Annotated in this window: 10 protein-coding genes; 1 reads left to right on the forward strand and 9 read right to left on the reverse strand. The window is 60.6% G+C overall.

Annotated features, from left to right (window positions below):
• Positions 1-190: 190 nt before the first annotated feature.
• The 9 genes from ACP153_RS01505 to ACP153_RS01545 all read right to left on the reverse strand — a co-directional run bounded on the left by ACP153_RS01505 (position 191) and on the right by ACP153_RS01545 (position 15,277).
• Positions 191-1,915 (reverse strand): HAD-IIIC family phosphatase, encoded by a 1,725-nt coding sequence (locus ACP153_RS01505; RefSeq protein ID WP_424969199.1) that lies wholly within the window; start codon positions 1,913-1,915, stop codon positions 191-193.
• Between the two features lie 214 nt (positions 1,916-2,129).
• On the reverse strand, positions 2,130-3,044 hold the full coding sequence (locus ACP153_RS01510) for a sulfotransferase family protein (protein WP_424969200.1): 915 nt from the start codon (positions 3,042-3,044) through the stop codon (positions 2,130-2,132).
• Between the two features lie 159 nt (positions 3,045-3,203).
• Positions 3,204-4,217 carry a TylF/MycF/NovP-related O-methyltransferase gene (locus ACP153_RS01515; RefSeq protein WP_424969201.1) on the reverse strand — a complete coding sequence of 338 codons (1,014 nt, stop codon included), beginning with the start codon at positions 4,215-4,217 and terminating at the stop codon, positions 3,204-3,206.
• Positions 4,218-4,361: 144 nt separating this feature from the next.
• Positions 4,362-6,107 carry a dihydrolipoyl dehydrogenase gene (gene lpdA / locus ACP153_RS01520; protein ID WP_424969202.1) on the reverse strand — a complete coding sequence of 582 codons (1,746 nt, stop codon included), beginning with the start codon at positions 6,105-6,107 and terminating at the stop codon, positions 4,362-4,364.
• 12 nt (positions 6,108-6,119) lie between these two features.
• The gene (gene aceF, locus ACP153_RS01525; protein ID WP_424969203.1) at positions 6,120-7,385 is read right to left on the reverse strand and encodes a dihydrolipoyllysine-residue acetyltransferase; all 1,266 of its coding nucleotides are present in this window, start codon (positions 7,383-7,385) and stop codon (positions 6,120-6,122) included.
• Positions 7,386-7,411: 26 nt separating this feature from the next.
• On the reverse strand, positions 7,412-10,069 hold the full coding sequence (gene aceE, locus ACP153_RS01530; RefSeq protein ID WP_424969205.1) for a pyruvate dehydrogenase (acetyl-transferring), homodimeric type: 2,658 nt from the start codon (positions 10,067-10,069) through the stop codon (positions 7,412-7,414).
• Positions 10,070-10,302: 233 nt separating this feature from the next.
• A complete protein-coding gene (gene dld / locus ACP153_RS01535; RefSeq protein ID WP_424969206.1) occupies positions 10,303-12,003 on the reverse strand; it encodes a D-lactate dehydrogenase in 1,701 nt (566 codons plus the stop codon).
• Between the two features lie 14 nt (positions 12,004-12,017).
• Complete coding sequence (locus ACP153_RS01540; protein ID WP_424969207.1) at positions 12,018-14,084, reverse strand: TRAP transporter large permease subunit; 2,067 nt, start codon at positions 14,082-14,084, stop codon at positions 12,018-12,020.
• 140 nt (positions 14,085-14,224) lie between these two features.
• Complete coding sequence (locus tag ACP153_RS01545) at positions 14,225-15,277, reverse strand: TRAP transporter substrate-binding protein (RefSeq protein WP_424969208.1); 1,053 nt, start codon at positions 15,275-15,277, stop codon at positions 14,225-14,227.
• A 326-nt stretch (positions 15,278-15,603) separates the two neighbouring features.
• Between ACP153_RS01545 and ACP153_RS01550 the strand changes: the two genes are divergently transcribed.
• On the forward strand, positions 15,604-16,395 hold the full coding sequence (locus tag ACP153_RS01550; RefSeq protein WP_424969210.1) for a FadR/GntR family transcriptional regulator: 792 nt from the start codon (positions 15,604-15,606) through the stop codon (positions 16,393-16,395).
• Positions 16,396-16,404: the final 9 nt, after the last annotated feature.

Genomic DNA, 16,404 nt, shown 5'->3' on the forward strand with positions numbered 1-16,404 from the left:
TTGCCGCCGCGCTCACGCTCCGCGCGACAACTACCATCACTCGCAAAAAGTGTATCCAGACTCGCAAGTTTACGCAACGAAATGATGACTATGAAACGCGGGGATAGCGCAATCACTGTGCACCTGCCCGATTTCGCGTCACGATTCAGATCAAGATGGCCACTACAGGAAACATGGGCGATGCGCTGTGCTACTCCGCAGCGACCTCGGGCAGATGTGCTGCCGGGCCCGCTTGCGTCATGAAATCATTGACGCATGTCGCGATCTTGAAATAGCCGGCGCGGGTGTAGTGATCGCTGTCCTGGAAATCCTCCTCCAGCAGCAATACATCCAGATCCACCAGATGAGCCTGATCCTCGCCATCGCAAAACGCGCGGCACATGGCGTTATAGGCGTGGCGCATCTCGCCGGTTCGCTCGGCCTGCGCACCAGTTTTCGTCGCCGCTGTCAGCAGGAAGACCTGCGCTGTGGGTGAGACGAGGCTCATCGCCCGCTCAAGGCTGCGACGGGTCAGCTCGAGGCTTTCCTCCAGGGTGTAACGCCGATGATAGAAGCTTTTGGCGAACCATAGGGCCTGGTCGGATTTGATGAACTTCTTTAAGGTCCGTGGCGGCACCTTGATGAGATACTCCCCACCCCATTCCTTGCCGCCAAAGGTGAAGAATGTATCCCCCGGCACCGCATAATAGAGAGAGAGCAGAACCACGTCGGAACTGGCCAACGCATGATCGAGCGCCTCCATGTCCTCATGGGACCAGCTCGGGAACTTCTTCAAGGTCTGATCATGCTTGAGCGGTTTACGCGGGTTCAGAAAGAACCCGGGGTCATCGTAGCGCACGAGATAGCCGCGATCTTCCTTGTTGACGAACTCGTGGCGGTTCGTTCCGCAATAGAACGAGACCTGCAGGAGATCGCAGCCCCCGACGAGGCAAAGCGTCCGATCGTCCTGCTCGGAAAAGACCTGATCAGATGAGGACGCCTCGGAGATCCAGTCGATCTCGTCATGCTGATCAAGGGGATTGGCAACTGGCCCTTTTACCGGGAAGTCTGGCGCGCCGATCCGGCGCCAGACGAATTGCTCCACCCCCATATTCAAGGTGCGGCAGGAGAAACAGAAATGATGCACAGTCGTGCCATTGAACTTCACCCGCGCCGCAAAAAACCCGACGATCCCGTAGTCGCCATAGCGATCCGTGACCCGCACAAGCCCGGCATGGACGCCGGATGTCGCCAAGAGCGCCTCCAGCTCGCTGCGCGCCTCCGCTGTCTCGACTCGCTTCTTGGTGAAATTCAGCTGGTTCGTGCGATTGATCAGCTCGAGCACGCGATCCATATGCGGCTCCAACTCGGTGATGATCTCGACCCGGATCTGCGACTGGCGGAGGAACTCCATATTGTCGAGCGCGCCCGCCGCCTGCTCGGCCTGTTTGGTTTCGAGCATCTTGTACTGCGCAAGACGGGAATGCCCGCGGTCATCTTTGGCCTTCAGTTGCGGCCGATCGAGCAACCCGCTGAGATCGCCACGTGCCTCAACGCACATGAGACCTTCATTGAAGAAGGCTGCCTCTTCCAGATTCATCTGATTGTCGTCCAGAAACAGGACGTTGGGCGCACGCAGCTGCGCGCGCTCCAGAATGCTCGCGATCGCCTGCCCCTTCGGCGTCCAGTCGATATGCGGAAAGACGAAATACTCCCAAACGCCCAGCTTCGTGAGCACGGCGCGCGCAGTCTCGAAATCATTCTTGGAACAGATAGACGACATGATCCCGCGATCGGCCAGCGTCTTGATCATCCGGGTATGGGCGGCAATCTCGGTCATACCCCCTTCGGACAAGGTCCCTGCCCAGAAGGTTTCGTCGAGATCCCAAATCACCAGTTTGACCTGAGACGTCACAGCTTCGAAGGTCGTGCTCACGCCACGTGCTCCTGTCTCCGTGCGCTCCGTTCGAGAGCGACTTAGGCCCGGGCAGGCCGCGCGCCTTCTGGCGCAAATCTCGCGTGTTTTCCGCGGTTCACCGTAGGACCTGCGCCCCCGGCCAAGGCTGTTGCCAACAGCTTAGGCCTTGGATCGCATCAAATTGCAAATTTATCGTTTCCAAGATCCTAAAAAACTCGGAAACGCGCGCATATCAGCCGTCTTCATAGCCAAAGAACTTGGCCATCTCGACCACGTGATCCGCGAACGGCATGCCATCCTCCCGCCAGGGCAGCGCTCCGGTCAGGGGTTCCGGCTTGGTCTTGTAAGGGCGCAGCGCAGGCTTTTCCTGAAAACTCGGATCGCCGCCCCAGGGCGCGTTTTCCGGCCCGGGCTGCGCAAAAGGCGAGGTCTCGGGATGCTTCATCGCCTCAATCGCGGCGTCATCGGAGGCCACCCCGATCCAGTCACAGATCTTTTTCAGCCAGTGGTCCGGGTCAGTCAGCAGGTCCTCGCCCCGGATCCGCATATGACGCCCCGGTTCGATCGTATCGAGGAAGTCCATGATCCGTTCATGGGCGACAAACCAATGAACTTGCGGGTCGAGCACGGGCGGTGTCATCCGACGATCCCAGGAATCCCCGAGCGGGGAGGCGAGGATCATCGCATACCACTCCGCTGTCATCATCGAGCGCCCGGCAGACATCGGATGGCGCGTGATATGGAGGTAATTGGCCCCGGGCAGGATCTGATCCTGGCGGAAGGGATAGTGCGGGTCAGCCACGATAGACGGGCTCTTCTCCACAATCGCCTTGGGGGCCACCGCCGCCTGCAGCTCGGCCATGAGCTCTGCGGTGGTCATGCCCGGATTGTTGAAGAGAAAGGCGCGCATCTCATCCACGCCCGCGGCAGTCACCTCCCCATATTCCAGCTGCGCCATGGCGCGGACAATGCCATGGGCCAGCCCGTTGCGCCCGCCCCCGGTATTGCGCAGAAACTCCCCGATGGTTTCGCCCAGCGTCAGGTTCAGCTCCGGCATCCCGTAATGCTCGGGGTGCTGGCCGAGCATGCCGGCTGCGACGGTGGTGAAAGAACGACCGGGGCCCAGAAGAACAAGGGGCTGCGCCATGAATGACCTCTTAAATTTCAGAGACTTGCGGCACCAGTCCTGGACGGAGCGACGGTCTCGAGACTGGGGTCACTGAACCATGATCCCGGATAGGTTGCAAATGAAGGCTGCGCCCGGCCCCGCGGCCTCTTGGCGCGAAGCAATCCGGGGCCCAGCATGTCAGCCATTCGAGACCGCGCGCGGCTCGGCGCGGGCGCGCGCCTGTTCCTCGCGGCGTTTGGCGAGATTGGCGGCCTGACGCTCTTTCTGGAGCTTCAACCGCGCCTGCCGGCGTTCTTCCATGATCACTGCGCGCCGTTTCTCGAACTCTTCGCGTTCCTTGGCTTTCTGAATGCGCAGCTCCTCAGCGCGCACCACGCGCAGCTCAGACACCTCGTCATAGAGGGCCGCGAGCAACCGAACCTCAGCCAGATAGGCATCATCCTCAAGCGGGCCGTAATCGATCCCTTCGTCGGTCAGGACCAGCGATGCCTGCTGCCAATAGGACCCGCCCATCTGCTCACGCCAGGTGGGGAAACTTTGATCCCGGATCATCTCCAGTGTTTCGCGCGGCAGCCAGAGGTTCTTGTCCAGCGCCAGCCAGCGGAAGCCGAGACCGGTCCGCTCCAGCATCTGGAAGAGCGCCAGCATCTCGTTCCAGAGCGCATCGGCGTAGTTGATCAGCTCATCGAAATAGATCGGCAGACCGGGGCGCAGATGACCCTTCGCCTCAAGCGCGGTGAACACATCCACGGTCGAGGAGTAGATATCGCAATCGATATTCACGAAGGCGATAGGCTCTTCATTTTCCTCAAGAAACCCGGGCAGCGTGTCCGAGAAATACCCTTTCACGAGGCGCACATTCTCCGGCACCTCCGGCAGGTCCACCACCTTGAAAGGCTTTTGCCAGTCAATCCGGCCATCCTCCGGAAAGCCCTCGAAACTGTCGAACCCGACCCAGGTACGATCCGGCTGGGCCGCGGCACAAAGGTTGATCGAACGCCCGCGCCAGACCCCAAACTCAAGCCCGAGCCCAGACTCATCCGCGACCACATCAATCGTCGTCGGCAGAACAGTGGTGCGGGTCACACGATCACTGTCCGGAGCGTGAAGGGCGCAATCCTTGAGCTTGTGCAGGTTGGCCAGCAGAAACGCTGCGTAGCGCTGGGACTCCGTCAGATCGGTCACGTCCATTCTCACCTCTCGGTCCGAGATTAATCAATCTTCTTCGGTATAGAGGGATCTTTGCAAACCAACCGTAAACGCCAGCGCATGAAAGGAAAGCGCCCGGCTCGAACAGATCGAACCGGGCGCCAAATTGCCAATATTCAGAGGGCCTTAGGCTTTCTTTTTCTTCTTCGGCGGCATCAGGTCCGTGATGGTGCCTTCGAACATCTCGGCAGCGAAGTTCACCGTCTCCGACAGCGTCGGGTGCGGGTGAATGGTGTGGCCGAGATCAACCGCATCCGCGCCCATCTCGATGGCCAGCGCCACTTCGGAGATCAGATCACCCGCATTGGTGCCTACGATGCAGGCGCCGATCACGCGGTCATCCGCCGGATCAAAGAGCAGCTTGGTGATCCCTTCGGACCGGCCATTGGACAGGGATTTGCCCGATGCTGCCCAGGGGAAGACGCCCTTCTCGAATTTGATACCCTTGGCCTTGGCTTCGGATTCGGTGACGCCACACCAGGCGACCTCGGGATCCGTATAAGCCACGGAGGGGATCAGACGCGCATCGAAGTGACGCTTATGCCCGGCCGCGACCTCGGCCGCCACCTTGCCCTCATGGACGGCCTTATGCGCCAGCATGGGCTGACCCACCAGATCGCCGATGGCAAAGATATGGGGCACTCCGGTGCGCATCTGGCTGTCCACGGCGATGAAACCGCGCTCATCCACGGCCACACCGGCCTGATCCGCATCGATCAGCTTGCCATTGGGCTTGCGCCCCACGGCCACCAGCACTTTGTCAAAGGTGTCGGTCGTGACCTCGCCCTTGTCATCCTCGAAGGTGACCTTCAGGCCCTTCTTCAGCGCTTCGACCGCAGTGACCTTGGTCTTGAGCTTGATGCCCTCATACCGGCCCTCAATCCGCTTGTGCAGAGGCTTGACGATGTCCTTGTCGGCGCCCGGGATGATCTGATCCATCAGCTCAACCACGGTGATGTCCGAGCCCAGCGCATCGTAGACACAGGCCATTTCCAGACCGATGATCCCGCCGCCGAGCACGAGCATCCGCTTCGGGATGTCGGCCAGTTCCAGCGCACCGGTGCTGTCGATGATCCGGTCGTCTTCCGGCAGGAAGGGCAGGTTCACAGGCTCGGATCCCGCCGCGATGATGCACTGGTCAAAGCTGACATTGGTCACCTTGCCGTCCTCATCCGCGACCGCGATCATGTTCGGGCCGGTGAACTTGCCGTAGCCATTCACGACCTGAACCTTGCGGCCCTTGGCCAGCCCGCCCAGACCGCCGGTCAACTGACCAATGACGCTGTTCTTGAAGCTACGCAGCTCGTCCAAATCGATCTTCGGCTTGCCGAAGCTCACCCCGTGACCGCTCATCTCCTCAGCTTCGGTGATCACCTTGGCCACATGGAGAAGCGCCTTGGAGGGGATACAGCCCACATTCAGGCAAACCCCGCCGAGGGACGGATACCGTTCGATCAGAACGACCTTCTTGCCCAGATCAGCCGCGCGGAACGCCGCCGTATAGCCGCCCGGGCCGGAGCCCAGAACCACAACTTCGCCATGGACATCGCCCGGACCCGTTGCGGTGCCCGTGGCCGCCACAGCGCTCGGCGCCGCGACTGCGGCCGCGGCGGGCGCGGCCTCGACGGGCGCGTCAGCCGCCCCTGCCCCATCAAACACCATGATGACAGAGCCTTCGGACACCGTGTCGCCCTCGGCAACCTTGATCTCCTTGACCACGCCAGCGGCGGGGCTCGGCACTTCCATGGTTGCCTTGTCGGATTCCAGCTCGATCAGCGGATCCTCGGCAGAGACCGTGTCCCCCACCGAAACCAGGATCGAGATGACGGGCACATCGGAGAAATCACCGATATCAGGTACTTTAACTTCCATCGATCTATCTCCTTACCACATCAGCTTGCGCATATCGCCGAGCAGGGTCTTGAGCGTCACGACAAAGCGTGCGGCCAGAGCCCCATCCACGGCGCGGTGGTCATAGCTGAGCGAGAGCGGCTGCATCAGGCGCGGCACGAACTCTTCGCCATTCCAGACCGGGGCCATCTTCGACCGGGTCAGGCCGAGGATCGCCACTTCGGGGGCGTTCACGATCGGCGTGAAAGAGGTCCCCCCGATGCCGCCCAGGGACGAAATGGTGAAGGTCGCGCCCTGCATGTCGGGGCCTTTCAGCTCCCCTGCGCGCGCCTTGCCCGACAGCTCCATCAGGTCCTTGGAGATCTCGACCAGACCCTTGCGGTCCGCATCCTTGATCACAGGAACCATCAACCCGTTCGGCGTATCGGCGGCAAAGCCGATATTGTAGTAGTCCTTCTTGATCAGTTTGTCGCCATCGGGATGGATCGAGCTGTTGAACTCCCAGTGCTCCTTCAGCGCGCTGACGGAGGCCTTGATGACAAAGCTCAGAAGCGTGACGCGGTAGCCATTTTCCTTGGCCATCGTGTCCATTTCCTTGCGGTACTTGTCGAGATCCGTGATGTCCGCTTCGTCATTATGGGTGACATGCGGCACGTTCAGCCAGGACCGGTGCAGCGCCGGGCCGGAGATCTTCTTGATCCGGGGCATCTCCACATCTTCGACCGGGCCGAATTTCGAGAAATCCACGACCGGGATCGGCGGGATCCCCATGCCACCAGCGGCCGCGCCACCCTTGGCCGGGGCCGGTGCCGTCGAGGCTTTCAGGAAGGCGGTGACGTCTTCGCGCAGGATGCGACCCTTACGGCCCGACCCGTTCACCTTGCTCAGATCGATCTCCAGCGCGCGGGCAAAGGCCCGGACGGAGGGCGAGGCGTGCGCTTTGCCAAAACCTGCATCGGTGACCGGTGCGGGCGCTGCCGCAGCGGCGGGCGCCGGGGCCGGAGCAGCGGCCGGGGCCGCAGCCGGAGCTGCCGCGGGGGCTGCGGCGGGCGCTTCGGCCGCGCCCTCCCCTTCGAGGATCAGCAGCAGCGTGCCTTCGGAGACATTGTCCCCCTCGGCCACTTTGATCTCTGCAACCTTACCAGCGGCGGAGCTTGGGACCTCCATCGTGGCCTTGTCGCTTTCCAGTTCCACCAGCGGGTCTTCTTCGGCGACCACATCCCCGACGCTGACCAGAATGCTGATCACAGGTACGTCGGTGAAATCCCCAATGTCAGGCACTTTGACTTCGATTGCCATGTTCTTAACTCCTCTCGTCCCTAGCCTTAGACCAGCCGCGGGTTCGGCTTCTCGCCGTCAATTTCGTATTTTGCCAAAGCGTCCTTGAGGACTTTCTCGGTGATGTTGCCCGCCTTGAAGAGCTGGACCATCGCCGTGGCTGCAATGTGGTTCGCATCCACCTCGAAGAAGCGCCGCAGGTTCACGCGGCTGTCCGAGCGGCCAAAGCCGTCGGTCCCGAGCACGGTGTAATCCCCGGGCACAAAGGCGCGGACCTGCTCGGCATAGTTCTTCATGTAATCGGTGGCGGCGATGATCGGCCCCTTGGCCCCCTCAAGCTGCTGGGTGATGAACGGCACTTGCGGCTCGGCCAGCGGGTTGAGGCGGTTGTTGCGGGCGGCATCCTGGCCGTCACGGGCCAGCTCGTTGAAGCTGGTGGCCGACCAGATATCCGAGGTCACACCGAAGTCTTCCTCGAGCATCTCTGCCGCCTTGATCGCCTGCACGAGGATCGTGCCCGAGCCCATCAGGTTGACATGCTTCTTGCCCGGACGAGCGGTTTTCTTGAACCGGTACAGACCTTTGACAATGTCATCCTCCACACCCATCGGCATATCCGGATGGCTGTAGTTCTCGTTCATCAGCGTCAGGTAGAAGTAGACATCTTCCTGATCTACATACATCCGCTTCAGACCGTTATGGACAATGACGGCAACCTCATAGCTGAAGGTCGGGTCATAGGTGATGCAGTTCGGAATGGTCCCCGCGAGGATATGGCTGTGCCCGTCCTCGTGCTGCAGACCTTCGCCGTTCAGGGTCGTCCGCCCGGCGGTGCCGCCCAGCATGAAGCCCCGTGCGCGGCTGTCGCCTGCGGCCCAGGCCAGATCGCCGATCCGCTGGAACCCGAACATCGAGTAGTAGATGAAGAACGGGATCATCGGGACGCCGTGGTTGGAGTACGACGTTGCCGCCGCGATCCAGTCGGCCATGGCGCCGGCTTCGTTGATGCCTTCCTGGAGAACCTGCCCGTCGATGCTCTCTTTATAGAACATCATCTGGTCGGCATCCTCGGGGGTGTAGTTCTGACCCATCGGGTTGTAGATGCCTGCGGACCGGAAGAGGCCTTCCATCCCGAAGGTCCGGCTTTCATCGGGCACGATCGGAACGACCTGCTTGCCGATATTCTTGTCCCGCAGAAGCGTGGTCAGGATCCGGACAAAGGCCATGGTGGTCGAGATCTCGCGGTCGCCGGTGCCCTTGAGCTGTCCGTCAAACTTCGACAGCGCCGGGATGTCCAGCTTCGGCGTGTCCCGCCATTCGCGCTTGGGGAATTCCCCGCCGAGCTCCTTGCGGCGCTCGAGGATATAGGCCTTCTGCGCGTTGTTGAGCGACACGAACGGGGCCTTGGCCACATCCTCGTCGCTGACCGGGATCTGGAAGCGGTCGCGGAAGGCGCGCAGCTGATCCTCGTTCATCTTCTTTTGCTGGTGGGTGGTGTTCTGACCTTCACCGGCCGACCCCATCCCGTGGCCCTTGACGGTCTTGACCAGAAGACAGCTCGGCTGACCCTTGGTGTCCGAGGCCTTCTTGAACGCGGTATAGACCTTTTGCGGATCGTGACCGCCGCGCCGCAGAGCCCAGATCTGATCATCGGTCCAGTCTTCAACCAGCGCTGCCGTCTCCGGGTACTTGCCGAAGAAATGCTTGCGGATATAGGCGCCGTCCTTGGACTTGAAGGTCTGGTAGTCGCCGTCGACGGTCTCTTCCATGAGCTGACGCAGCTTGCCGGAAGTGTCTTTTTCCAGCAGCTCGTCCCAGCCCTTGCCCCAGAGCAGCTTGATCACGTTCCAACCGGCGCCGCGGAAGTCGCCCTCAAGCTCTTGCACGATCTTGGAGTTGCCGCGAACCGGGCCGTCGAGCCGCTGCAGGTTGCAGTTGATCACGAAGATCAGGTTGTCGAGGCCTTCACGGGCCGCGAGATCAATCGCGCCACGGCTTTCGGGCTCGTCCATCTCGCCATCGCCGAGGAAGACCCAGACCTTGCGGTCGGCCATGTCGATCAGACCGCGGTTGTGCATGTATTTCATGAACCGCGCTTGGTAGATCGCCATGAGGGGACCAAGACCCATGGAAACCGTGGGGAACTGCCAGTAATCCGGCATCAGCCAGGGGTGCGGATAGGAGCTCAGGCCCGACCCATCCACTTCGGAGCGGAAGTTTTCGAGCTGCTCTTCGCTGAGACGCCCTTCCATGAAGGAACGGGCATAGATCCCCGGGATCACGTGGCCCTGGAAGAAGACCAGATCGCCACCATGGATCGCGGATTTCGAGCGCCAGAAGTGGTTGAGACCAATGTCATACATGACAGCGGAGGAGGCGAAGGACGCGATGTGCCCGCCATATTCCGAGGACACCTTGTTACGGCGCACGACGGTCGCCATGGCGTTCCAGCGGTTGATCGTGCGGATGCGCCATTCCATGTCGAGATCGCCAGGGAACTCGTACTGGTCATCCACGGGGATCGTGTTCTGGTAGGGCGTCGTCGCCGAGAACGGCAGCGTGGCACCAGCGGCGCGGGCTTGTTGCACCGCCTTGTCGAGCAGGTAATGCGCGCGATCCGCGCCGTCCCGGGCAATCACATCTTCAATGGCTTCCTGCCATTCCTGTGACTCGACCGGATCAATGTCATGTTTGGTGTCAGTCATGGTCCTCTATCCCTCAGGAGCCCCGTTCGGAGCTGGCTCCAATTCGTTTAGCACTAAATCAATCGCAAAGTCCGGTTGGCAAAATGCCTCCCCCCCTTCCGCTCACACCTGGTCAGGCGATGTGCGATTGACGCTCCAATGTCCGTGGACTTGTGTTAACACGGGGTCTGTTAGGTCAGAACCCCTGCCAGATGCATAGCGCTACGCACCTGACGCATACCAATAGTTCAACATTAAACCTCCTCCAGTTTTTCGCCGTAATACTTGGCTTTCGACATCTTGCCAATTCCCGGATTCAGGGAGTTCGTCGGATCCACAGACTTGTAGAACGCCGCCAGATCCGGCTTGGCAGGATAGAGGTGGCCGACATTATGCTCTGCCGGGTATTCCGCACCTCTTTCATCAAGCAATTCAAGCATTTCTGCCTTGAGCGCCTTCACGTCGACGCCCTTCTTCACAATGTAATCCTGGTGCAGAACGTGACACATGAAGTGCCCGTAATAGAGCTTGTGCACCAGCTTGTCGGCAATGGAGGGTGGCAGCTCTTCGAGCCAGGCCCGCTCGTTGCGCTTGAGCGCGATATCGAGCGCGAGGATGTCCTCGACCTCGTTGAAATGAATGTTCTGATAGCGGATCGCGGCCCCTGCTGCGGCAAAACGGTTCAGACCCGCGATCTTCCCCTCTTTCGGGGTGCATTCGAAGTAATCCCCATCGCGCGCAGCGAAGAACCCGTTGAGGAACACGCGCGCCTCATCGATGCCCGTGTCGCGCATCTTGAGGATGAGATGATGCTCATAGCGGTCGCGATACTCCATCAACCGCTGCGGGATGAGGCGCGGCACCAGTGAGCTGGCGAATTGCATGAACTTGTCCGTAAAGCCCCGGGTCAGCGCGAACTTGTTCAGCCGCGCGTCCACAGCGCCCTTGATGGCAAAGAACATCGGCAGTTTGTCCGTGCCGAGCCAGTTGATCATCATCACCGTGTCTTTGCCGTACTTCTCGGAGATGTCGAAGATCTCGCGCTGCATGTATTCGGCAGAAACCGGCAGCGTCTTGAACTGGGCCAACATGTGCCGGCGCAATTCCGTCAGCTCTTCGGGATCATTGGTCCCGATATAGAAGACCTGCTCGGCCTTGTTCTTGGGATAGGAGTCGAGCCGCACGGCAAAAACCGCCAGCTTGCCCGCACAGCCCGCGGCCTCATAGAGCCGCCGTTTGTCGGCGTTGAACCGGGCCGGCGTGTCCGCATCCACATCGCGGACGCGGGTCGCGTATTCGGTATCGGAGGCCTGCTTGTTGGAATACTCCACATCCGCATCAGAGAACTGACCCTTTTGCAGACGGGTCAGGATCTCTTCCGGGGTGTCGCCCAGATTGATGCCCAGATGGTTCACAAGCTCCAGCTCGCCATCCACAGTCACTTGGGCAAAGAGAGACAGCTCGGTATAGGACGGCCCCCGCTCGATGAGGGAACCGCCGGAATTATTGCACACCCCGCCGACGATGGACGCGCCGATGCAGGAGGAGCCGATCACCGAATGGGGCTGGCGCCCCAGAGGATCCAGCAGCTTTTCCAGTGCAAACAGCGTTGCGCCTGGCAGGCTGATCACCTGACGCCCGCCATCGAGCGTCATCAGCTTGTCCATCCGCCGGGTGTTGATCAGGACAACGTCCCGATCATAACCGCCATTGGGGGTGGAGCCTTCGGTCAGCCCGGTATTGGCCGCCTGCATGATGACGATCTTATCCGCCTTCACGCAGGCTTGCAGGACTTTCCACTGCTCGAGGATTGTGGCCGGTTGCACGACCGCCAGGGCGTCACCCTCGCCCGACCGGAAGCCCTTGCGGAACCGTTCGGTCTTGCGGGCATCGGTCAGGATATGGCGTTTGCCAACGATGCCACGCAGGGTGTCGATGAGCTCTTGATCGGTCATGTGCCCAGCCTCCTTCAGTAGGCTACGGAGGGTAGCCAGGTTGCAAGTGCAGGCAGCAGGAACACCAGCGCCAACCCCGTCAGCTGCAGCAGGACGAAAGGAATGATCCCCTTATAGATGTCCAGCAGCTTGATCTCCGGCGGGCATACCCCCTTGAGATAGAACAGGGCAAAGCCGACCGGCGGAGTCAAGAATGATGTCTGCAAGGTGACTGCGACAAGAATGACGAACCACACGAGCGCCGGCTCGTCGATGACATCAAATCCCGGGATATCGATGCCCAGCCCGTTCACGATCGGACGCATCAGCGGCAGAACGATCAGGGTGATCTCGATCCAGTCCAGAACGAAGCCCAAGAGGAAGACGATGAACAGGATGAAGAGCACGGTGCCATTCGGGCCCAGACCCGTGGAGGCGATCATATGCTCGATCAGCTCATCCCCGCCCAGCTCGCGCAGGACATAGGAGAAGACCGTCGCCCCGAGGAAGATCGCGAAGATATAGGCGGTCGTATTGAAGGTGGAGACCAGCACATTGACGAGCTTCTGCACGGTCAGCTTGCGATAACCCAGCGCCAGCAACGTCGCGCCCAGGGCGCCCACACCGGAGGCTTCGGTCGGCGTCGTAATGCCGGCAAAGATCGAGCCCAGCACAGCAAGGATCAGGCCCAGCGTCGGCAGAACCGCGATCAGCACGTCCTTCACCGCATCCCAATCCGGGGACACAGCCCCTTCGGGCACCGGCGCCACATCAGGCTTCAGGTAGGAGATCACGAAGATGTAGACGAGGTAGAGCCCCCCGATGATCACGCCCGGGAAGACCGCGGCCATGAAGAGATCGCCCACGGACAGCGCCATCTGGTCCGCCATGATCACCAGCATGATCGAGGGCGGGATCAGGATACCCAGAGTGCCCGAAGCCGAGACCACACCGGCGGCCAGTTTCGGAGAATACTTCTGCTCCATCATCGACGGCAGGGACAGAACCCCCAGCAGCACGACCGAGGCCCCGATAATGCCCGTGGAGGCCGCGAGGATGATCCCGATCATCGTCACCGTGATCGCCAGACCACCGCGTGTCTTGCCAAAGAGCCGCTGCATCGAGGTCATCAGACGCTCGGCCACACCGGATTCGTCCAGCATCAGGCCCATGAAGATGAACATCGGCAGCGCGACGAGCACCGCGTTGGACATGGTCGCATAGACCCGGTTCACCGTGGCGCCCAGGGTCAGATAATCGAGCCCGGTCAGCGTGCCCTCAAGCCCGGTCCAGAGCATCAGGTCATTGTCGAAAAGGAAGGCAAGCCCGCAATAGGCGACACCCACCCCCGCCAGGGTCCAGGCCACCGGATAGCCGGTGAAAAGGAGCGCGATGAAGGTCATGAACATCGCCACAACCAGCTTCTCCTCGGTGGTTTCCACCAGGAAGGTCAGACCGAAGGCGACCACGGCAAAGGCCGCCATGGCAGCGAGGATCAGCCCCAGCCCCTTGCCGGACTTCTCATCCTCGTAGCCGACCATCAGCGCATGGATGTCATGGACCAGACGCGCCACTGCGGCGAGCGCCAGCAGGACAAAGCTCAGCGGGATGATCGCCTTGAACGCCCAGCGGGCCGGAAGGCCAGTGGGGCTGTCGGAGCGCTCATTCACCCGGTAGCTCTCGTAGAAATAGTCATAGCCCTGATCCACCATCAGGTAGATGAAGGGCACGAGCAGGGTCAGGATCCCGATCACCTCGATGATCCGCTGGGAGCGGCGGCTGAGCTGCATATGCAGCAGGTCAACGCGCACATGGCTGTCCGTGACCAACGCGTAGGAGATCCCGATCATCGTGACCGCCCCGTAGAAGTGCCACTGGATCTCGTCGAGCTTCGGGAAGTTCTGGTTCAGCAGATAGCGGAACGCCACCTGTGCCACGATCGCGGCGATGAGCAGGATATTTGCCCACATAACCACGTGACCGACGCTTTTAACGGTCTTGTCGAGCGCGACGGCAACGGATTGCGTGTCCCGCTCCTCATGTTCGAGCAAATGCTCATAAGTTTCGATTGGATCTTGGATCTGAGTGGGCTGCACCGCCATTTGTCCTCTCCTTAAGTCCCCAGAAGGCAGGCGCAATTGCCCAGCCGCTTTTGTCTATGTTCTTGAAATTTCTGAAAATCAGGGGTGTGGGGCGGCGCGGAATTGGGAGGGGGGAGGGGCGCCGCCCCAGTCCAGACGCGTTACTGACGCGGCAGGAAGGCGTTCCGCTTCCAAAGGGCATAGCCTTCGCGGAATTCGGTCATGTCGGCGAGAACCTTGGCAAAGTACTCGTCATTGGCAGCTTCTTCGGCAGCCACTTCGTCCCAGGTGGTCCGGAACAGTTCGAGCATCTCGGGCGACCACTGCTTCATCTCGACACCGTTGTTTTCCACGTTGTCGATCAGAGCGGCGTGCTGGATGGCTTCGCCTTCGGCAAAGCTGTCCGCCATGGAGGCTTTACAGGCGCTCTCGATGATCGCTTGGTGCTGCTCGGAGGCTTCGTTCCACACGTCCTTGTTGATCATCAGTTCGAACACGGTCGCTTGCTGGTGCCAGCCGGGGAAGTAGTTGAATTTCACCAGCTTGTGGAAGCCGAGGCGGGCGTCGATGGCCGGCATGGAGAACTCGGTCGCGTCGATCGCGCCTTTTTCCAGGGCCGGGAAGATCTCGCCGCCGGGCAGCAGGGAGGTGGCCACGCCGAGCTTCTGCATGACTTTGCCGCCCAGACCGAAGAAGCGCATCTTCAGGCCGTTCAGATCGTCAGCGGAGTTGATTTCCTTGGCGAACCAGCCGGAGGTTTCCGGAGCGATGATCGCGCAGGGCAGGACTTTGACGTTGTAGCCCGCCTGGTCATACATCTCCTGATAGAGGTTCATGCCGTTGCCATAGTAGAGCCACGCCATGTATTCGCCAGCTTCCGGGCCGAAGGGCACAGCGGAGAAGAGCGGCGCGGCCGGGATCTTGCCCGCCCAGTAGCCCGCGGTGGTGTAACCGGAGTTGATCTTGCCAGAGGAGACCGCGTCGAGGATCTCGAAGGCCGGAACCAGTTTGCCGGGCTCATAGACTTTCATCTTGAGCGTGCCGCCGGACATGGTCTTGAGCGCTTCGGCCACACGGGGGATCGGGGATCCCAGACCCGGCAGAGCGGTCGAGAAGGCGATGGGTGTCTTCAGCAGCATCTTGTCTGCTGCGTGCGCGACCGGTGCGGTCAGCATGGTCGCGGCTGCCAGCAGGCAGGTCAGGGTCTTTTTCATGTGTTTCCTCCACAAAAAACCGTGGCTCGGGGCCAATTCAAAGTTTGGGGCGCTGGATGTGTCCTCCGCCACCCTGTCATGGTTCATAAACTTTACCACGGCTTGGTGGCAAACTTTATTTACCAGCCGCGACAATCTGTACGCATACCACCTATGCGTGTGGCGCAGAGCGCTGACCAAATTTTAATCGGTATCTGGGATGTCGAATTGGCTAAATCCTGCCGTATACAAAAGTATTCGGCCTTCTTCGGCACGAAAGGCGTATTGCCAAATTGAATTCCAGGACAATATTATTTACCACGTAGGCCAACACAGAGGATGTCTCCATGCCTGTCGAAGCTTCTATTTTCCAACCCATCGACCACGAATCGGTGGCAGACGCGGTCGTTGAGCGGATCGAGGAGCTCATTGTCAGCCGCGTTTTGCGCCAGGGCAGCAAATTGCCCCCCGAACGGGATCTGGCCGAGGCGCTCTCGGTCTCGCGGCCAAAGCTGCGCGAGGCCCTGCGCCGGCTCGAGGATCACGGGCTGATCGAAACGCTCAAGGGCGAAGGCTCTTTCATTGCCCAGCTCACGAACAAGGCGATGTCCCCTGCCCTGCTCGATCTCTTTTCCCGGCACGGGGAGGCCTTCTTCGAGTATCTGGAATACCGCAAGGAGCAGGAGGCCTTTGCCGCCCGCCTCGCCGCCGATCGCCACACGGAATTCGATGCCAAGGTGATCACCCAGCATCTCGAGACCATGCGCGTGGCCCATGAGGCGCATGATGCCCGCACTTCCATGGAGGCGGATATCGACTTCCACTCCTCCATCGTGGATGCCTCGCACAACACCATGCTCAGCCACATGATGTCGTCGATATATGAGCTGACCCGCCGCGGGGTGTTCTACAACCGCGACTACCTGCGGGCGATTGACGGCACGGGCGAGATGCTTTTGGCCCAGCATGAGGCGATCGGCGCGGCGATCCTGCGCCGTGATGCGGATGCCGCTGAAGCCGCTGCGCGGGAGCATATCGACTTTGTCGGCGACAGCTTTCGCAAGGGCGAAGAGCAGCAGCGCCGCGAGGCCCTGGCCCAGAAACGCTATGCCCTCACGAGCAAGGTGACGACCCACTGACGCTCGACC

Origin of the sequence: Dinoroseobacter sp. S76 (assembly GCF_049801095.1) — a bacterium.
Taxonomy (GTDB): domain Bacteria; phylum Pseudomonadota; class Alphaproteobacteria; order Rhodobacterales; family Rhodobacteraceae; genus Dinoroseobacter.